Origin of the sequence: Synechococcus sp. Cruz-7E5 (assembly GCF_024345995.1) — a bacterium.
Lineage (GTDB): Bacteria > Cyanobacteriota > Cyanobacteriia > PCC-6307 > Cyanobiaceae > Regnicoccus_A.
In genome coordinates this window covers 22,565-39,397 of the sequence record NZ_JAGQCE010000017.1, presented here as the reverse complement: position 1 = coordinate 39,397, position 16,833 = coordinate 22,565, and the positions used below count along the sequence as shown (strand labels likewise).

Sequence of the window (16,833 nt, the reverse complement as noted above, 5' to 3'; positions counted from 1 at the left end):
CTGACGGCACCCTATCGACCCTGGCGGGCGTTGCGATCGTGCACAACATTCATCTGATCCCCCTGGGCCGGGGTGGGGCCTGTGGATCGACCATGTTGAGCAGTACCAGCCAAGCCGCCACCGCCACGATGCCGCCGTGTTGAAGAGTGCGGGGTAGGGGGTCGACCATGGCGTCGCCTCAGGATTACCCGCTCAATGGATAGCTCACAATTGGCTTGCTCTTTGAGCCCCAATCCCTGTGATTGCTGAGGGAAGCGGGAGTTGATGGGCTTGAAGGGCGCTCAGATGTAGATGGCTCCTGTGACTGCGCAAAGGCTCCGTAGCCAACTTGCATCCAATCCTCGGCGCGGAAGGTTGCGTAGGGCCTCCTGAGAAAGTGAGATCCAGCCCCATTCCAACAAAGTGGAGCCGCCAGGCTGATCTCTGAGTGATCTTCAGGCTGCAGCCGGTTGATTGCTGAGGAGCCGCTCTTCGACTTCTCCATTGGCTTCATTGCCGATCAGCATCTGTAACAAGAAAGCAAAAAGGACAAAAAGAAGCTCCAGCAGCTTCTCGAGGTTCATTACCAGGACACTCAACGCAATGGCCGATCCTTGGGTGACAGCCAGCTTCTCACGAATCAGGCCCATTCCGAACCGCCGCTTCCCCTGTCCGATTTTTCCCTCGACAGCATTTCGTTGGCGTTGATCAGCAAGAAACTGCTGCTTCTCTGCAGCCACCAACTCCGGATCATTCTTGGGTCGACCAAGACGAGGTCCACTCAGCCGGATACCATGACGCTGGCAGAATGCGCGGTTTGCTCGAGTCCGATAAATCTGATCGGCACAGATCACCTCTGGATAATGACCGTGGCGACGCCAGTAGGCTCGTGCTTGGACCTTCAGGTCTTCTCCTTCGTTGTAGGGATTGAAGTTCAGCCGGTCCAGATAGGTGAAGCCATCACCCGTGACCGCAATGGAGATCTTGGCTCCGAATTCGACATTGCACCTGGCCTTGCCGCGAACAATCGGCCTGATGTGAGCCTGGAAGAGGCTCACGATTCGATCGGGGATGCTTCTGCTGTCTGAGTGGTAAAGAATTCTCTGCTGGCGCACCAGTTCGCTGACCACCAGGATCTTGTGGTACCAGTGCTTTCCAGCGGCCAGAAGGCTTCCACCACAAGCGATCAGGGCATCAATGCTGACAAGATTCCGCTGTAGATGACCGAGCTGGTGCTTGATCGCCTTTCGAATCCTGCTGATGCTAGGGCGCTTCTGTTTGGCCACTGCAAGAAACTGCTGCCGGGCTTTCTTGCGATGCGTGCGTGGCTTCTGGCCAAAAGCATCTCTGATTGGGGGATGCATAGCGTCAATCAGCATCTCGGTGACTTCTCTGGCTTCGTTGAGCAGGGATAGATCAGTCGGGTAACGGATATCTACGGGTGCGCAGGTGGCGTCAATCAAGAGTGTGCCCTGGTTGACCGATGGGCTAAGCCCCTGCTCATTGCTGCCATGCCCTGTGGCGGAACCACCATCCTTGCCGGCATCCTGATCATCGTCGGAACCTTCGGACTGGATCACGTTCAGACCATGGCGAACGATCCGTTCGTTGCAGTCGTTGATCACCGACTCCGGCAGGCGCTTCCGGAAATAGACCATCATCGATGGATCGAATGCTGCGGATAATTGGAACGCTTCCAATCCAATGAAGTACTGAAGATATGGATTTTCCTTGATTTGCTCTACCAGCTCCTCGTCTGTGATTGCCAGGCGGGCCTTGATGATCAGGGCACCCAGTGCCATTCGAAATGACTTGGCAGGTGCCCCAAAGCCTTTGCAGAACTGCGACGCGTAGTCGTCCTCCAGCTCGTCCCAGGGAATGAGCTCCGCAAGCTTGATCCACCGATTATTGCCAGAGAGCTTGCCACCAAACGGCAGGAAGAAATCCTCAAACGAGAGCTGATGGCGATGCTCGCGTCGATACATGTGGAAAACTCTGGACTGCTTCTCGGCAATATCGAGCCGAAATGCGTACATTCTACAGCTATAAACTGCTCAAGTCCATTGCGGCACAGCTGGTCTGGCCTTTCTCAGGAAGCCCTGCGTAGGGAGAGGAAACAGATCTCATGGCAGCAGGGCGAGTACAACCGTACTAGCCGCTCTGGCTGCTGGTGTCAACAGGTATGAGGCGGGAGGTCAGGGAGGCGGGTTATCTGGATCAGGCCTATGGAGAATCTCCTTGGTAGGTTCATCCCACCAGATCTGGTGTTTTAGGCGATACCCAAGGGCAGAAGCCACCATCCGGAGTACATGGCTCATTTAGCATTCCCCCTGCCCAGATCACAACGAGGTGTCTGCAATCACATCGGGGAGTCGACATGACGAACGGTGGAAGCATTGAGCTAACGGACAGAAGAACAGACCAAGTCTCGGAAGTGCATAAGCATTTGTGCTTACCGGGTTGAGACCGTCTCGTTCGTTACTCCCCTTCGCAGGGCTGGGTTTCTAGAAATAAAGATGTTGGTCTGTCGGGAGCATCCTTGCCGCTGGAGGGGCAAGGCAAACGCAACTGTTCCAAGTCGGGAGATCTCTTCCGCGGTTAGGGAGTCTCCATAAGCTCAGATGGAAGTGATGATGAACTATTCATCTTTGCTATCAATCTCGCTTCTGGATCTAGGGAGACTCTGGAAAACTGAGCCCCATCGCGGGATAATGGACACATGGCCTTTGGCCAGGACTGGGTTAATGGGTGGCAAGCAGCTCGGCTACCGCTTCGCGGAGGGCTTCGCCTAGGGTGATTACGAGCAGACTTCTTTCCTGACGCAGGGGGGAACAACCACATCTTAAAAAAGGGGGGGGGTAATACCACCGAAAATGAGAATCGCGCGGGGACCGCTTCGGAAATGTCGCAAAACCTGGAAATAAAAAATCCTCTCCACAGACGGAGCATGTCGGGGCCTCCACGAGCCGCGGAGCGAAGCCCGAGCAGGCGCGAGCGGGTGGAGCGGTGGGCTTCCTCATCATGGCGATGGCGCCAGCATCGTTGATCCTTGTTCCCTAGCTGATATGCCCCGGCTCGAACATCTCCCGGTTTTAGGACCCGCGCAGTCGGCCAGGTCTGGCGGTGATAAGTCGCCGGGTGATGTAGGTCCCGAAGCCTCGGCGGGGTGCAATGAACGTGATCAGCCGTCGGCCCCTCCAGTATCCAATAGCTGAAAGAGCAGAAGACCCGCCACTGATCACGCTCCTTGGCCGCGGTGAACCGTTCCAGACGTCGCTGTTCACTTTCGAGGACCTCCGACAAGATGGATTCCACCAGCTGAGATCCCTTGGCCGTGAGTCGCACATAGATGCTGCTTCAATTCGCGGACTCACGGTGACGCTCCACCAGACCTTGGCTCTCGAGACGATTGATGCGGTTGGTCATGGTCCCTGACGATGGCATCAGTACCCCGTAGAGCTCGGTAGAGGTGAGCTGGTAAGGGGGGCCTGGCGAAGAAGAGCGACACCGGGTGTATCAGGCTGCTCAGCGAGGGCCGTGATGTCATCAGCGAGTCCCAGACTGTACGGGCAGAGCTGGGAGCGCTGGTCGGGCCTCAGCGAGCCGAGCATCATGCCGTGCTCGGATCAATCCAAGAACTCCACTGGCTGGAGCGGCTTGCGGTTCACACAAAGCGAGAAGATATCTGGTCGTGAGTAATGGCCACAGACGTCCAATGACCGACGCGCTCTCCTTGCGTCTTCAATATCGATTTCGGCATAGAGAATACCTTTCTCCCGGTGCAATGGCCCGGCGGTGACTTTTCCGGCTGGATTGACCACAACAGCATCACCGTCGTTGATCCATTCGTCCGGCTTGTACAGTCTGTCACGCTCCGGAAAGTCATCGGATAAGTCACAGCCCTGCAGCGCTGTGGCGGTTCCTATCACCCAGCAGCCAGCTTCTCTGGCAATGTGGCGCAAGGTCACTAGACAAGTTTCGCCATTATCCCAGGTTGGATTAACCAGGATTTCCAGATCCTGCGCGTAGAGGGCATACCGTGCGAGCGGCATGTAGCTTTCCCAGCAAATGAGTGCACCCAGCCGACCGGCGGGTGTATCGACTACTCGCAGTCCACTGGCATCTCCCACTCCCCAGACCATTCGCTCTGGGTTAGTTGGCATCAATTTGCGATGCCGGTTGAGAAGCGTCCCATCTGAACCGATAACGACAACGGTATTAAACAGCGTTGTTCCTGAATAGCAGCTATCGATCTCGTTCATTCCCATGACAACGGTCACCGCATGCTTGCTTGCCGCATCCTGCAGCGGGCGCAGGTCTTGTCGATTCAGGTCAACAGCGCTCTGGCGCAGCCTGGCATGAAGCTCGCTCGACAGCGCAATGTCACCCCCTGGCTTCAGCCGCCAGATCCAGGCCGGGTAGCCTGAGATATGGGCTTCTGGAAACACCAGCAGGGTTGCACCAGCGCCGGCGGCCTCATTGATCGATTCAACCACCCGAGCAATCGTCCTCTCCCGGTCGAGCACTACCGGGGGCTTTTGTATGACAGCAACTTTCGTGGACATGGAAAGCCTCTTGTCAATCAACCATTTCTAATTGGCTGCCCATGACGCAAGCTTCGTTCGGCCCTAGATCGAGACCTATCTGAACATCCAGGCGAAACCGGACCCGCTCAATCCTTGGCACTGAGCCTGTGTTGGCATCAGCTGAGAGAAGGTGCACCCAACTTTTCATTCCAGGCCCTGGCCCATGGCATCCCGATCTGAGCAGCGCATGGTGTCCTGACCGAACGCTTCTACCTCACCCAGATGTGGGAGCGCGCCACCGAATTCGTGGACAAACTGCTCAATGGTCGTCTGCCCCGACAGCCCTGTCTGGTTGTGGTGGCTGACGCAGCACGCCTGCTAGCCAGAGATCATGGCTTTCGCTGTATGCCTGAACTCAAGCAGTGGTGGCGCCGAAGCATCGAAGCGAGAAGCCTGCTCTCCCCTTCCAGGCCAAGAAGGCTGAGGAAGTGTGACTAAGCGGCAACGAAGACTGGGCAGAAGTCTCTGCTGTGTACGCTTCGGTCTTGTGAGGGCTCGTTCGGAATCTGTGCCTTATCGGATAGCTTGAAAGCGAAGCATTGGAGTCGCGGCAAATATCAAGATAAAAGGCGATACAAACCGATCCTTGTCTCTACTTCTGATAAACTCTGAAACGGACTATTATCATTGGATTGTGGCAGGGCTAAGTTCTGCGTCAACTGAAAGAACAAGTGCCTAGGACGCCGCCATGTTCGGCAGTTCGGGGACTTCTTTCTCCTCCGCACTTATCCAATGTGTGGAACGAGAAATGCGACTCGGAACATGCCCAGGTGAAATTCTGCACCCAATATGGACTGTAAAATAGAAGAATGGACAGCCTGCTGCAATGGACCGCCTTCGCAGCTGGAGGATCAGTGGCCAATGGGCTCCATATACGAATCAGAGGCCACGACCAAGGATTCTCTCGGGTGACAGAGAGCGCCGTAAGGAGCCTCCGCTCCATGGATGGAAGCTTCGTTGGCTGGTTCAAGCAGGCTGTCCATGGCTCAGGCGCCCCGCAGGACAGCACGCAGTAGCGACAGGTTGATCAGGACGATCACGCTGGCGCTGAGCCAGCCCGCGGCCTGCAGAGCGAGCGGCGCTCTGAGCTCGCCCATCAGACCGCGCCGCCCGCAGAACCACACCAGCGGGATCACCGCGAACGGCAACTGCAGCGACTGCACCACCTGGCTCAGCACCAGCAGATTCGTGGTGGCCCGCTCCCCGAACAGGATCACCGTGGCCATCGCCGGAATCAGGGCCAGGGCGATGGTGCCGGCCTGACGGTGGTGCCCAGCATCGGCGTCAGCAGCCGGTAGGCCTCGCTCAGGTCCGTGACCGGCTGCGGCAGTCGTCCGTAGAAGCTGCCGGCGGCCAGCACCAGGATCGAGACATTGATCAGAAAGGCCAGGCTGAGGGCGATCAGGGTGTCCCAGTGCTGCAGGCCAGGGCCCTGGCCTGGGCCCGCACCCCGCCCATCCAACAGCGGGATTGCACCAGCGAGGATTGGAGATTGAGGTTGTGGGGCATCACCGTGGCCCCGAGAGTCCCGGCGGCCAGAAACAGCTGCTGCCCGTCCCTGAGCTCGCGGCCTGGGGAAGGAAGCCCTGGCCCACCTGGCTCCAATTGGGCTGGAGCAGCAGCTTCTCCACCGCGAAGCAACCGCCCACCAAGGCCACCAGGGCGATCACCAGGGCCTCCAGCCGGCGGATCCCGAAGCGCTGCCCACCAGCTCAGCCAGGTCGCAGGCAATGATGCCCACCTCGGCCAGCAGCCACAGGGGAATCCGGCAAAACCGCGTCAGCAGCCGGGTGCACGCCTGGGCCAGATCCAGCCGCGTGGCGATGCCCAGCCGGCAGCAGAGCGACTGGAGCACCATCGCCATCAGGCTGGAGAGCCCGATCACCCAGAGCAGGCGGTAGCCGAACTGGGTACCGGCCGCCAGATCGGTGGCCCAGTTGCCCGGATCCATGTAGCCGACGGCCACCAGGTACCCGGGACCGACCACCCGCAGGAAGGTGCGCAGCATGCCCAGGCCGGCGGGCACCTCCACGGCCTGCGCGTCATTCCGCCTGGCAGGGGCAAGAGGGGCTCGGGCATGGAGCGACGCAGCGGAGCTGGACGCTAAGGCGAGGGTGGCTGAGATCCTGCTGGGGCATGGCTGGCCTGAGCCCACCCTGGGGAAGGGATCACCGCCAGTTCAGAAGTCGCGAGGAGGAGATGCACCCATCGAACAGCCTGAAGTGGCTTCATGGTCAAGGGCCTAGCGTTGCGGTATGGAGTCTTGCCCGCCCGACCTGCCAACCCAAGAGAATGAATCCATGCAGATCGGCGAGTTGGCACGGTCTACGGGGGTGAAGATCGAAACCATCCGCTATTACGAACGCGAGCACTTGCTGCCGGTGCCGCAGCGCACGGATGGCAATTACCGCCTCTATACGCCGCGGCATGTGGAGCAGTTGCGCTTCATCCGCTACTGCCGCAGCCTTGACATGAGCCTGGAGGAGGTGCGCCTCCTGATCGAGGCGCGGGACGCCCTAGCCGGGAGCTGCCGGACAGTGAACGCCTTGCTGGACGAGAAGATGGCCGAGGTTGATGCGCGGGTCGATGAACTGCGCCAGCTTCAGGATCAGCTACGGCAGCTCAGAGGGCTTTGTCAGCAACCGGATGAGGTGAAGACCTGCGGCATCCTCATGGAATTGAACCGTTCGGCTGGAATCGACAAGGCTCAGATCTGATCATTTCCGACCAGGCTCAGCCCTTGATCTTGCCAAGCGTGGGAGTGCGGAGCAGCCGCAGGCCATTGGCGATCACGATCAAGCTGGTGCCCATGTCCGCGAAGACCGCCATCCACATGGTGGCATTTCCGGCCACGGTTAGCACCAGAAACAGGGCCTTGATTCCCAGTGCCAGGCCAATGTTCTGGCGCAGGATGGAGAAGGTGCGGCGAGAGAGGGCGATCGTTTCCGGTACACGCATCAGATCGTCGTTCATGATCACCACATCGGCCGCTTCGATGGCGATTTGGGTGCCCGCGGCCCCCATCGCAAAACCGATGTCAGCCTGGGCCAGGGCCGGGGCGTCGTTGATGCCATCGCCGGCCATGGCCGCGAATCCATAGCGGGCCTGCAGAGCGGCCACCGCCTCGAGCTTCTCCTGGGGCAGCAGGTTGCTCTTCACCTCATCGATGCCGGCCTGGGCTGCGATCGCACCGGCGGTGGCTGCGTTGTCACCCGTGAGCATCACCGGTTTGACGCCCAGGGCTCTCAGGGCCGCCATGGTGGCCGTCGAGCTGGGCCGAACGGTGTCGGCAACAGCGATCAAGGCGAGTACGCCGCTGTCATCCGCGAGCAGGCTGAGCGAGCGACCTTGGCGCTCGTGGACCTGCATCGATGCTTCCAGTGAGCTGGAGCAGAGTCCCAGCTCCTCGATCCAGCGGTGGTTGGCCAGCATCAGCGGCCGCCCCGCAATCACGCCGCGCACCCCTCGCCCCGGCAGGGCCTCGAAGGCCTCCACGGCCAGCCGCTCGCCATCAAGGCCTGCGGCGATGGCCCGTGACACCGGATGGTCGGAGCGCTCCGCCAGGCTGTTGGCCAGCTGTTTCAGAGCGCCAGCGTCTGCCCCTTCTTGCTGAGGGGAGAAGGCCACCAGCTGGGGCTGGCCCAGGGTGATTGTGCCGGTCTTGTCGAGGGCCAGCACCTTGATCTTGCGGGCCTCCTCGATATAAAGGCCGCCTTTGATGATGATGCCGCGACGGGCGGCGGTGGCCAGGCCGCTCACCACCGTGACCGGTGTAGCGATCACCAGCGCACAAGGGCAGGCGATCACCAGCAGCACCAGCGCCTTGTAGATCGCCTGCAGAGGGGTGAACCCCAGCAAGGGCGGCGCCAGCAGGGCAACAGCCAGTGCCACCACGAACACCGCCGGGGTGTAGCGGGCCGCGAAGCGATCGACGAAGCGCTGGATCGGAGCACGGGAGACCTGGGCTTCCTCCACGGCCTGGATGATGCGCGCCAGGGTGCTGAGCGAAGCCGGCGCCGTCACCTGGATTTCCAGGGCGCCGCCCTGGTTGATCGTGCCCGCAAACACCTCATCCCCTGGGCCTTTGTCGACCGGCAGGCTTTCCCCGGTGATCGGCGCCTGATCGATCGCGCTCTCACCACTGAGCACCGTGCCATCGAGCGGCAGGCGTTCGCCCGGGCGAACGCGCACCACATCTCCGATGGCCACAGCACTTGCGGCCACGCGTTGCCAGCGGCCATCGCTCTGGCGGATCTCCGCCTCGTCGGGAGCCAGGGCCATCAGGCTGGTGATCGCCTGGCGGGCCCGTTGCACGGCCCGCGCTTCGATCGCCTCAGCCACGGCATAGAGCGCCATCACCATGGCGGCTTCCGGGAAGCGGCCGATCAGGAAGGCGCCCGTGACCGCCACGCTCATCAGCGCATTGATGTTGAGTCGGCCCTGGCGGAGGGCCGCAAGGCCCTTGCGAAACACGGAGAAGCCCGCCAGGGCGATCGCGGCGATGGCGAGGGCGATCTCCACCAGTTCATGGCCCAGGTAGGCGGGAACGACCAGATGCAGCAGTTCCGCCGTGATCGCAAGCGCAAGGGAGCCACCCAGGCGGAGCCGTTCATGTCGCCGTTCGGCGCGGGTTTGGGCCGCGGATGGCCGCTGATCGGGGCTGATCGGCTCCGGGCTGAATCCCAGCCGGCGGATCGCAGCAAGGGCGGAGTTGAGCGCTGCTGCTTCGGCATCGATCGCCAGAACGCGCTCGGCCAGCAGGAACCTCAGGCCGCGGATGCCGTCGAGACCTGAGAGGACATGGCGGATCTCGGTTTCCTCGGTGGCGCAATCCATCGCGCTGATCCGAAACAGCGTTTCTCTGGCGCTTGCAGGCTCCGGCTGCGGCGCTGTGCTGTCTCCGGCCTTCTGCCCGCTGGTTCCGCTGCTGCAGCAAGGTTCCGCCATGGCCGTGTCATCCAGGCCCCATCAAACAGCCTGTAGTCACTACAGGGTCAAGGATCCGGCGGCACCGTGTGGCTGCAGGTTGCTGATCAACGCAGCTGGGAGCACCTCCGATCCCGCAACTCCTGATCCAGTCCATCGGCTTGCCGGGCCAGTTCGGCTCCAGCCGCCGTGTAGAACCTGAACCGCTGGCGGTTGACGTAGTGAACCCGCTGGCTGCGCAGCAGCTGTTCTTCCGCCTTGTGGCGGCAGACGAGCAGGGCCTGGTAGTCGATGGTCAGCTCGTTGCGGTCGTTGGCATTGGCCCGATCGGCCTGCTGGCTGAGTACCGGGCAGATCCGTTCACGGATGGTGCGGACCAAGGCGATTTCGGCCTTCATGGCCTGCTCGGCCAGTGCATTGCGTTGCTCCAGCAGGTTCCGACACGCCTCCACTTCAGTCGCCATCGCCGGAGCTGCCAGCCACCCACAGGTCAGCAAGAGAGTCAGGACGTGGCGCATCCACGGATCGGTTCGTGGCCTGCGCCTGTGGCTGCTATCGCCGTGACCCTTCTGAAACTGTTGCATCAGAAGATTTTCCCGAGGGTGTGATCCGACTGCAGTGCGGTGGATCCGTGAAGCAATGCCTCGAAGGACCCTCGGACCATGTCGGCGTGGCCAGGGTGGAGATCAAGACACCCGCAGCCTTGGAGGCCGGATCCATGGCCCAGGTCCACCATCGCTCCACAGGGAAGCGATCCATCGTGGTTCTTCAGCTGGCGGCCGGAGGAGCCTGCGCCCTGGCGTTGCTCGTCAACAGCCCCTGCCTTGCCCAGGGCTGGGGCGGAGGGCAGCAGCCTGGTCCCGGCATGGGGTGGGACGGGGCCGGACGAATGGGCCCGAACGATCAGCGCTTCATCGTGATGATGATTCCCCACCATGAGGGGGCGATCGCCATGGCGGATCTCGCCGTCACCCGCGCGAAGCGGCCCGAGATCAAGGAGCTGGCCAAGAGCATCAAGGCCAGCCAGACCCAGGAAAACGCCCAGATGCGGATCTGGTACCGGCAGTGGTTCGGCGGTGATGTGCCTGCATGGGGGGGAAGTTATGGCCGTGGGGTCTATTCCGGCTGGGGGGGCTGGATGGGCGGCAGGGGCGGAATGATGGGCGGGCCTGGAAGGGGCATGGGGATGATGGGCACCGATATCGAGTGGCTGAAGAACGCCGCTGATTTCGATCGCGCTTTCATCGAGCAGATGATTCCCCACCACCGCATGGGCGTGATGATGGCCTCGATGGCTCAGGCCAACAGCCAGCATCCGCAGCTGCGGGAGCTGCAGCAGGCCATGGTGAAGGTCCAGAGCCAGGAGATCGAGCAGATGACCCAGTGGTACCGCAGCTGGTACGGCACACCCTGATGCCAGCCATGGATCCGTTCTTCATCCTCGACACGCCGAAATCCTTCGAGGAGGCGAGCGACTCCCTGCAGAAGGCGGTGGAGGAGCATGGCTTCGGTGTGCTGGCCGTGCATGATCTGGGCCACACCCTGCGCAGCAATGGCCTGCCGTTCCTGGAGCAGTGCCGCATCTTCGAGGTGTGCAACCCCCAGCAGGCCGCCACAGTGCTCAGCACCTCGATGGCGCTCAACATGGCCCTGCCCTGCCGGATCTCCGTCTACACAGAAAATGGCCAGACCCGCATCGGCATGATCCGCCCCAAGGCGATGCTCGCCATCCTCTCTGCCGATCCCTCCCTGAAGGATGTGGCCCGAGCGGTGGAGGCCTCCACAACGGCGATCATCGAGGCCGCGTAGGGGTCAATAGTTCTGCTTCAGATATCATAGAAAGAGCCACTATTTCACCTCACTTGAAGAAGCTTGTTGGGCCACTGCGTAGAACATTGATCTATGGCCTGATTAGTTATGGCGGGCTTGTTCTGATCAACAACTCAGAGCTGGACCTCCCCAACATGTGGATCGCGTATCTGCCGATGTTCATCGGTGTCTATGTGGTGACGCAGTGGCTAGACAAGAAGCTTGGGGATTGAGTACCTCAAGCTTGGGCGCCTGTTCATCAATCGATGACCAGAGCAAGTTTGCAGATCACAACCAGTCCACCGGAATCACTTCCCAACCGGCGGGATCCCAGGGGGCCATCAGCGCCTCCATGGCCCTCAATTCGGCTGCTGCTTCCGGCATCAACCAGGCCTCTTCCCATCCATCATTGATCACCACAGGCATGCGGTCGTGGATAGGACGCAGCAGGGCGTTGGGGGTGGTGGTGAGGATGCAGCAGGTCTGGAGCTCGCTGCCATCGGGACCGATCCAGTGGTCCCACAGCCCGCCCAGCCAGAAGGGGGCGCCGTCCTGGCGGCGGATCCAGTAGGGCTGCTTCTTCCCTTTGGGGCCATGGCCTTCCCCTTCCTGGGGCGGCCGCCATTCGTAGAAGCCATCGGCCGGCAGCAGGCAGCGGTGATGGCGCCAGGGACCACGAAAGAACGGCTTCTGGCTCACCGTCTCGCTGCGGGCATTGATTGGCCGGCTCTTGCCGCGGGTGTCCTTCAGCCAGCTCGGCACGAGGCCCCACTGCGCATAGCCCACCTCCAGCCGGCCTTGCTGCTGCCGCTGGATCAGCAGCGGTTCGCCAGGCCTTACCTGCTGCCGGGGCTGGTAGTGCTCCAGGAAACCCTCCGGCAGAGGACCCTTGAGCCTTGGCAGCAACTGATCGATTGTGCTGGTGAGCGAATAGCGGCCACACATCAGCGACGCCTGTGGATCCTGTTGGGCTGCTCCCAATCTGCGTGGCCTGACTCCTGGCTGAAAGGTCTCGGAGGGAGCGAATCTGAGGGGACCGTGCCAAACCCACACTGGAGACGGCCGCGCTTCGGTGGATCGGTTTGCCGTACCGACGCCACGGCCAATCGGATCTATCAATGAATCAGAGGCCTCGACCAGGGCAGCGCGAGCCCAAGCCCTGCAACCGGCCCAAGGGCGCCCGACACGGGGCGCCCTTCTCATTGGAACTGAGTCCGGCGGTGAGCATGAACCGGGGAAGCCAGCCGAGCAGAACCGCTTCTCTTAGGCTGCCCGTGGCTTCTGGGCTGCTATGCGCCTCGACGAACTGCTGGCTCAGGCTCCAAGGATCCAGGAGATCGCCACTGAGCACGGCGCCACCAATCTGGCGGCGCCGTGCTCAGTGGCCCGTGATCAGGCCGGACCCGATAGTGATCTGGACCTCCTGGTGGATCTGCCCCCCCGTACCGGCCTGCTGGAGCGCATCGCCCTGAAGCTGGCCCTGGAGGACACGCTGCATTGCCGCGTGGATCTGATTCGCCGCCGTAATCTCAAGCCAAGCGCCCTGGCCTCTGCTGAGCGCGATGCGATTCCCCTGTGATGGATCCTAGGGACCGTGATGCCCTGGGCGACATCCTGACCGCGATCCGACGGGTTCAAGGCTTTCCCATCCCCGATCGCGAGACGTTCCGGGCCAGCGACGTTTTGCAGGACGCGGTGGTGCGCAATCTCATGATCATTTGAGAAGCCACCAAGCGGCTGAGCGACAACTGCCGCCAGCAACATCCGCAGATTCCCTGGCGGGAGATGGCCGGGATGCGGGACGTGCTTATCCATGCCTATGACCGTGTGGATCTCGAGGAGGTGTGGATCACCTTGAGCGAGCAACTGCCCGCTCTCCTGATGGAGATCGAGCCTCTGCTCAGGGTGTGATCAGGTGGACCCTGATCGGCGCCGTTGCCCTCATCGCCTGGTGGGGCAACGGCTTCTCTGAGGCCATGGCGCAGTCCCAAGGGCCGACTTCCGCCACTGTGCTCTCGATCGGTGATGGCGACACGATCCGCTTGGCCTGCATCGACGCCCCCGAGATGGCGCAGCCCCCTGATGGCGCCAACGCCCGCAGCTATCTGCAGAGCCGGCTGCGGCTGGGCTCCAGCGTGACGCTGAGGCCCCAGAGGGTGGATCGCTTTGGCCGCACGGGGGCGGAGGTGATCGGGGAGGTGAATCTCAACCTGGCGCTGGTGGAAGACGGCATGGCCTTTGCCTACCGCCAACACCTGGGCCAATGCAACGCCAATGAGTATCTCGATGCTGAGTTCCGGGCGTCCCGCAGCCGCTTCGGGGTTTGGAAGATGCCGGGCGGGATTACCCGCCCCTGGGACTTTCGGCCGGTTCGGCTGCGCTGATCGTTGCCCGACGCTTCATGGCTCTGCGAAGGAACGCTCAGAGCCAGGGAGTTCAGCCGTGCGCCCTGTTAGGAGGAAGGGACTCCACGGAACCATGGGTCATGCGAAAGCTCAACGCACTCGCAGTTCTGGCTTTGGCTGGTGTGGCCTTGTCCCTTGCTTCCGGCGGAGCCGGCTTGGCACGTCCGAACCCGGGGGGGATCGGGGGCCCGGCATCCGGGGCGGGTGTGGCTCCCGGGGCAGGGTTCGGTGCGGCAGGGCTGGGCCTCGATCGGGAACCAGGGGTGGGCGCAGGTGGTTTCGGCGGCCCCGCCTCAGGTGCAGGGGTCCTGCCCGGCGCCGGTGTGGGAGAAGCAGGTGTCGGTGTGGAGGCACGACCCGTGGAGAATCCAGGTGGTCTCGGTGGGCCTGCCTCCGGAGCCGGGGTTCGCCCTGGAGCGGGCTTCGGAGCACCAGGCGCGGGGATGTACCGGCGCTGATGTAATCATGCGTATCGATCCGGGCCTCAACGGTGACAGGCAAGCCTGCGAAAGCCTCCACTGAAGGGGCGGACACCCGCACCTTCTTGCTCTGGCCGCCAACAGCCTGATCGTTATTGTCCGACTGTATCCCGCTTGAGGCGGGACTCATGGCCGGTTGAGTGGATCTGCTCATGTGCCCATGTGGCACAGAGGCCGGCGGGTGAGTGATAGCTGGCGCGATCGGGCAGCTGGATCCGATCGATCGCGGGCAGATAGCAGGCCCGATCCCCGCCAAAGCTGACCGGCACCGGCCAGGCACACAGCACGGCTTCTGCCGCTTCCAGGCGCTGGGGCTCCGGCTTGGCCTCCACACCTTCGGCCGCCTTGCGGGCTTAGATCAGGGCGGGAAGGGCCTCGCCTTCGAGATCGGCGGGATTGAAGGCCGCCACCGGCCGGTAGCTGGCCCAGCTGCGCAGGGTGACTTCACCACCAACGCCAGACTCCTCGCGGCTGTGGAGCTGGGGCCGCAGGATGTGAACCGCCTTGCTGCCCTTGCGGTGGAAGATGCCGAGCTTCCTGGCCTCGGCAAAGCCGCACCAGAACGGCAGAGCAGAACCCCGGATGTGCATGCCGAGGGTGAGCAGGATCGGATTGGCGCCGCGGTAGCGATGACCCGAGAGCAGATTCACGTGGTGGCCACCGCCGCTGCCATCCCAGGGCCGCCGCCAGGGGGCAGATACTGCCTCCAGCAGCTCGATCAAGGAGGCAACGATCTTCTCTTCTGCTGTGGGGCCATCGAAGGATTTGCGTGAGCGGGACTGGGACGCGGCCATGGTCGGCAAAACGCAGGACCCCGAGTGGTGACTGCGGCGAGGGCAAGGGTTCGCGCAGCTCCGCTGTGCGAACTCGCGTCAGCCCTTGCGCCGCCGCAGACCATGAGGACTCCTGCGCGACACCCCCCTCGGATCCGTTTCTTGATCTTCTCCAGCGCTCGTATGTCCTCGTTGGCGATCTGCACCGCCACCTTGGGCCTGGAGGGTTGAGAGCGGATCTCCTCAGCGCGGCGCAGCCTGCGCAGGTCGGCTTCTGCCTGGTAGCGAGCCTGCTCCTTGCGCGTCCGCCGTGTACATGGAGGCAGCCGAGAGAGGCATCAGCTCAGGGCCGCTGCTGCTGACGGGCTTTGCTGTTACTGGCCCATGGTCTTTCTCAACCCGCTGGCAGCCGATCGGTTCAGGGATGGGCGGGACCGTGCTGGTGGTGAGCTGGCAGGGGCTGACCGGCATCGTCAAGCAGCTCCACGCTTTCCTGCTCGTTGGGGTCGGAGCGGGTGACGATCGCGATCGCTGGTTCCGTGGCGCTGAGATTCACCGGTTGATGGGGCAGATCGGCGGGAATGAAGATGAAATCGCCAGCGCGGTTCACCACCCGCTGGAGCAGACCGGCGCCATATCGGGTTTCCACCATTCCCTGCAGCAGGTAGATCGCCGTCTCGTAGTTGCGGTGGCGATGAGCCCGGGCCTTGGCACCGGCCGGGATGACGATGCGGTTGAGCGAGAGCGTGCGGGCCCCGCTGTTGGCACCGGAGATGCCCACGAATCGACCCAGACCCTGGCGGCTGTCGTGCTGCTTGGCCGGCCGCACCGTGATGATCCCGCCGTCGCCAGGACGGCCGATCACCTCGTCAGTGCGAGCAGGCGAGGCCTGCGCCAGCAGTCCCAGTCCACAGACCAGAGCGAGTACACGGCCATCAGTCAGCACACCCACCTCCGCAATCGCTCCAATCTGTTCCAGATCAGGCGCAGATGGCCCTTTTGGTGGCGGTGACCATCCAGCGAGATCCGTGCCACGGGCCCGTGCTGGTGGGGTCCCGTTTTCATCAATGGCAAGAGGTGTGGAGAGGCAAGAGGTTCGATGGTTGGAGTACGAGACGCGCTGGCAGCCGTACTGGGCGAAGCCCCGGCGGGGCCTGCTGAACCCGGCCCCTGGCGCGTCACCGCCTCCATCACCGGTGGCCTGGTGCAGATCAGCAACAACCACGAGTCGCGGGTGATCCGCAAGGCGGAAGTGGAGGCCTACCTGCGCAAGGGCAAACCCTGGTGACAGGCGGGGCCTGAGGGGGCACAGCCCCGAAAGGGCTGGCGGCTGCCAGCCCCAGAAGGCCTCAGGCCGCCGCGAGCGGCTCTGCGGCCAGGGCACCATCGCGACTGGCCTCCGCCTGGCACATTTCCATGAGCTCCTGCTGGGCCAGCAGGAGCTCATCGATCTCCTTGAGGCGGGCAAGGAACTGCTCCATGGCGGGCAGCAGCTCCTCCTCCAGGAGGGTGATTTCCTCCTCGCCATAGGGATGATCGATCCAGAAGCGGGGGATCGGCGTGCCCTGGTGCCTGCGGAGAATCCAGGTGAGAGCGCTGTGGCAGGACTCGACCAGGGCGACGGGATCTTCCTGGGTTATTGCAGCGAGGCTGGGTGACATGGGACCAGGCGCCCTGCGGACGCCGTGACGGGACGCCCGCAAAGCCGCCGGGAAGGCAAGGGCGGCGGAACGCAGTGGAGCCGCTCGCGCAGCCCTTGCCCCGGCGGAGACTGCGGCAACCCGGCACGGCCCGGTCCAACCAACTCCGCCGCGCAGCGACCATGGGGGGAGGCAACGGGGTGGCCATGAACGATCGAAGCGCGGGCTATCTGCCC

20 protein-coding genes and 2 pseudogenes are annotated in these 16,833 nt (G+C 62.5%); 10 read left to right on the top strand and 12 right to left on the bottom strand.

Translation table 11 applies throughout. From position 1 onward, the window contains the following. Window positions 1-434 precede the first annotated feature (434 nt). The 5 genes and pseudogenes from KBY77_RS14630 to KBY77_RS14610 all read right to left on the bottom strand — a co-directional run bounded on the left by KBY77_RS14630 (window position 435) and on the right by KBY77_RS14610 (window position 6,516). Window positions 435-1,964: an IS5 family transposase gene (locus KBY77_RS14630; RefSeq protein WP_255106001.1), complete on the bottom strand. Its 1,530-nt coding sequence runs from the start codon at window positions 1,962-1,964 to the stop codon at window positions 435-437. Between the two features lie 1,641 nt (window positions 1,965-3,605). Further along, window positions 3,606-4,544, bottom strand: coding sequence for a carbon-nitrogen hydrolase family protein (locus KBY77_RS14625; RefSeq protein WP_255105999.1), 939 nt, complete (start codon window positions 4,542-4,544; stop codon window positions 3,606-3,608). A gap of 1,007 nt (window positions 4,545-5,551) precedes the next feature. Next, window positions 5,552-5,925: pseudogene (locus KBY77_RS16830) on the bottom strand (divalent metal cation transporter). A gap of 41 nt (window positions 5,926-5,966) precedes the next feature. Then, window positions 5,967-6,074 (bottom strand): hypothetical protein, encoded by a 108-nt coding sequence (locus KBY77_RS16825; RefSeq protein WP_399212978.1) that lies wholly within the window; start codon window positions 6,072-6,074, stop codon window positions 5,967-5,969. Beyond that, window positions 6,074-6,516: pseudogene (locus tag KBY77_RS14610) on the bottom strand (divalent metal cation transporter). The gene KBY77_RS16825 and the pseudogene KBY77_RS14610 overlap by 1 nt, the downstream one beginning before the upstream one ends. Before the next feature lie 349 nt (window positions 6,517-6,865). On the opposite strand from KBY77_RS14610, the gene cadR reads away from it, so the two are divergent. Next, window positions 6,866-7,282, top strand: a complete 417-nt coding sequence (gene cadR / locus KBY77_RS14605) for a Cd(II)/Pb(II)-responsive transcriptional regulator (RefSeq protein WP_255105993.1) — start codon at window positions 6,866-6,868, stop codon at window positions 7,280-7,282. Between the two features lie 16 nt (window positions 7,283-7,298). On the opposite strand, the gene KBY77_RS14600 is transcribed toward cadR, so the two are convergent. Beyond that, window positions 7,299-9,512 carry a cation-translocating P-type ATPase gene (locus KBY77_RS14600; RefSeq protein ID WP_255105991.1) on the bottom strand — a complete coding sequence of 738 codons (2,214 nt, stop codon included), beginning with the start codon at window positions 9,510-9,512 and terminating at the stop codon, window positions 7,299-7,301. 86 nt (window positions 9,513-9,598) lie between these two features. Further along, window positions 9,599-9,955 carry a hypothetical protein gene (locus tag KBY77_RS14595; RefSeq protein WP_255105989.1) on the bottom strand — a complete coding sequence of 119 codons (357 nt, stop codon included), beginning with the start codon at window positions 9,953-9,955 and terminating at the stop codon, window positions 9,599-9,601. Between the two features lie 140 nt (window positions 9,956-10,095). On the opposite strand from KBY77_RS14595, the gene KBY77_RS14590 reads away from it, so the two are divergent. Genes KBY77_RS14590 through KBY77_RS14580 form a run of 3 tightly spaced genes read left to right on the top strand, consistent with a single transcriptional unit; the run spans window position 10,096 to window position 11,533 of the window. Further along, window positions 10,096-10,905 carry a DUF305 domain-containing protein gene (locus tag KBY77_RS14590; protein ID WP_255105987.1) on the top strand — a complete coding sequence of 270 codons (810 nt, stop codon included), beginning with the start codon at window positions 10,096-10,098 and terminating at the stop codon, window positions 10,903-10,905. Window positions 10,906-10,913: 8 nt separating this feature from the next. After that, window positions 10,914-11,300 (top strand): DUF302 domain-containing protein, encoded by a 387-nt coding sequence (locus KBY77_RS14585; protein ID WP_255105985.1) that lies wholly within the window; start codon window positions 10,914-10,916, stop codon window positions 11,298-11,300. Window positions 11,301-11,353: 53 nt separating this feature from the next. Continuing rightward, a complete protein-coding gene (locus KBY77_RS14580) occupies window positions 11,354-11,533 on the top strand; it encodes a hypothetical protein (RefSeq protein WP_255105983.1) in 180 nt (59 codons plus the stop codon). A gap of 55 nt (window positions 11,534-11,588) precedes the next feature. Here KBY77_RS14580 and KBY77_RS14575 read toward each other — a convergent pair whose 3' ends face one another. Continuing rightward, the gene (locus KBY77_RS14575) at window positions 11,589-12,245 is read right to left on the bottom strand and encodes an SOS response-associated peptidase (RefSeq protein WP_255105980.1); all 657 of its coding nucleotides are present in this window, start codon (window positions 12,243-12,245) and stop codon (window positions 11,589-11,591) included. 346 nt (window positions 12,246-12,591) lie between these two features. Here KBY77_RS14575 and KBY77_RS14570 point away from each other — a divergent pair, with 346 nt between their 5' ends. The 5 genes from KBY77_RS14570 (at window position 12,592) to KBY77_RS14550 (ending at window position 14,227) form a co-directional block, all read left to right on the top strand. Then, on the top strand, window positions 12,592-12,879 hold the full coding sequence (locus tag KBY77_RS14570; protein WP_255105978.1) for a nucleotidyltransferase domain-containing protein: 288 nt from the start codon (window positions 12,592-12,594) through the stop codon (window positions 12,877-12,879). Next, window positions 12,879-13,022 (top strand): hypothetical protein, encoded by a 144-nt coding sequence (locus KBY77_RS14565; RefSeq protein ID WP_255105966.1) that lies wholly within the window; start codon window positions 12,879-12,881, stop codon window positions 13,020-13,022. Before KBY77_RS14570 ends, KBY77_RS14565 begins: the two co-directional genes overlap by 1 nt. Before the next feature lie 15 nt (window positions 13,023-13,037). Further along, window positions 13,038-13,211, top strand: a complete 174-nt coding sequence (locus tag KBY77_RS14560; RefSeq protein WP_255106046.1) for a DUF86 domain-containing protein — start codon at window positions 13,038-13,040, stop codon at window positions 13,209-13,211. Window positions 13,212-13,276: 65 nt separating this feature from the next. Then, complete coding sequence (locus KBY77_RS14555; RefSeq protein ID WP_255105963.1) at window positions 13,277-13,684, top strand: thermonuclease family protein; 408 nt, start codon at window positions 13,277-13,279, stop codon at window positions 13,682-13,684. Window positions 13,685-13,978: 294 nt separating this feature from the next. Further along, window positions 13,979-14,227 (top strand): hypothetical protein, encoded by a 249-nt coding sequence (locus KBY77_RS14550; RefSeq protein WP_255105960.1) that lies wholly within the window; start codon window positions 13,979-13,981, stop codon window positions 14,225-14,227. A 49-nt stretch (window positions 14,228-14,276) separates the two neighbouring features. On the opposite strand, the gene KBY77_RS14545 is transcribed toward KBY77_RS14550, so the two are convergent. The 3 genes from KBY77_RS14545 to KBY77_RS14535 form a co-directional block, all read right to left on the bottom strand. Then, on the bottom strand, window positions 14,277-14,516 hold the full coding sequence (locus KBY77_RS14545) for a zincin-like metallopeptidase domain-containing protein (RefSeq protein WP_255105957.1): 240 nt from the start codon (window positions 14,514-14,516) through the stop codon (window positions 14,277-14,279). Window positions 14,517-14,537: 21 nt separating this feature from the next. Further along, the gene (locus KBY77_RS14540; RefSeq protein WP_255105954.1) at window positions 14,538-14,978 is read right to left on the bottom strand and encodes an ArdC family protein; all 441 of its coding nucleotides are present in this window, start codon (window positions 14,976-14,978) and stop codon (window positions 14,538-14,540) included. A 397-nt stretch (window positions 14,979-15,375) separates the two neighbouring features. Further along, window positions 15,376-15,909 carry a cupin domain-containing protein gene (locus KBY77_RS14535; RefSeq protein ID WP_255105951.1) on the bottom strand — a complete coding sequence of 178 codons (534 nt, stop codon included), beginning with the start codon at window positions 15,907-15,909 and terminating at the stop codon, window positions 15,376-15,378. Window positions 15,910-16,056: 147 nt separating this feature from the next. On the opposite strand from KBY77_RS14535, the gene KBY77_RS14530 reads away from it, so the two are divergent. Further along, on the top strand, window positions 16,057-16,245 hold the full coding sequence (locus KBY77_RS14530; RefSeq protein WP_255105948.1) for a hypothetical protein: 189 nt from the start codon (window positions 16,057-16,059) through the stop codon (window positions 16,243-16,245). Between the two features lie 61 nt (window positions 16,246-16,306). Here the strand turns inward: KBY77_RS14530 and KBY77_RS14525 are convergent, their stop codons facing one another. Next, window positions 16,307-16,618: a hypothetical protein gene (locus KBY77_RS14525; protein WP_255105946.1), complete on the bottom strand. Its 312-nt coding sequence runs from the start codon at window positions 16,616-16,618 to the stop codon at window positions 16,307-16,309. Window positions 16,619-16,833 lie beyond the last annotated feature (215 nt).

Bases quoted from the DNA above. Each gene is read 5' to 3' on its own strand.
- KBY77_RS14575 (WP_255105980.1), bottom strand. From the start codon at position 12,245: ATGTGTGGCCGCTATTCGCTCACCAGCACAATCGATCAGTTGCTGCCA.
- KBY77_RS14625 (WP_255105999.1), bottom strand. From the start codon at position 4,544: ATGTCCACGAAAGTTGCTGTCATACAAAAGCCCCCGGTAGTGCTCGAC.
- KBY77_RS14565 (WP_255105966.1), top strand. From the start codon at position 12,879: ATGGATCCTAGGGACCGTGATGCCCTGGGCGACATCCTGACCGCGATC.
- KBY77_RS14525 (WP_255105946.1), bottom strand. From the start codon at position 16,618: ATGTCACCCAGCCTCGCTGCAATAACCCAGGAAGATCCCGTCGCCCTG.
- KBY77_RS14600 (WP_255105991.1), bottom strand. From the start codon at position 9,512: ATGGCGGAACCTTGCTGCAGCAGCGGAACCAGCGGGCAGAAGGCCGGA.
- KBY77_RS14630 (WP_255106001.1), bottom strand. From the start codon at position 1,964: ATGTATCGACGCGAGCATCGCCATCAGCTCTCGTTTGAGGATTTCTTC.
- KBY77_RS14555 (WP_255105963.1), top strand. From the start codon at position 13,277: ATGGCGCAGTCCCAAGGGCCGACTTCCGCCACTGTGCTCTCGATCGGT.
- KBY77_RS14570 (WP_255105978.1), top strand. From the start codon at position 12,592: ATGCGCCTCGACGAACTGCTGGCTCAGGCTCCAAGGATCCAGGAGATC.
- KBY77_RS14595 (WP_255105989.1), bottom strand. From the start codon at position 9,955: ATGGCGACTGAAGTGGAGGCGTGTCGGAACCTGCTGGAGCAACGCAAT.
- KBY77_RS16825 (WP_399212978.1), bottom strand. From the start codon at position 6,074: ATGCCCCACAACCTCAATCTCCAATCCTCGCTGGTGCAATCCCGCTGT.
- cadR (WP_255105993.1), top strand. From the start codon at position 6,866: ATGCAGATCGGCGAGTTGGCACGGTCTACGGGGGTGAAGATCGAAACC.
- KBY77_RS14540 (WP_255105954.1), bottom strand. From the start codon at position 14,978: ATGGCCGCGTCCCAGTCCCGCTCACGCAAATCCTTCGATGGCCCCACA.
- KBY77_RS14585 (WP_255105985.1), top strand. From the start codon at position 10,914: ATGGATCCGTTCTTCATCCTCGACACGCCGAAATCCTTCGAGGAGGCG.
- KBY77_RS14530 (WP_255105948.1), top strand. From the start codon at position 16,057: ATGGTTGGAGTACGAGACGCGCTGGCAGCCGTACTGGGCGAAGCCCCG.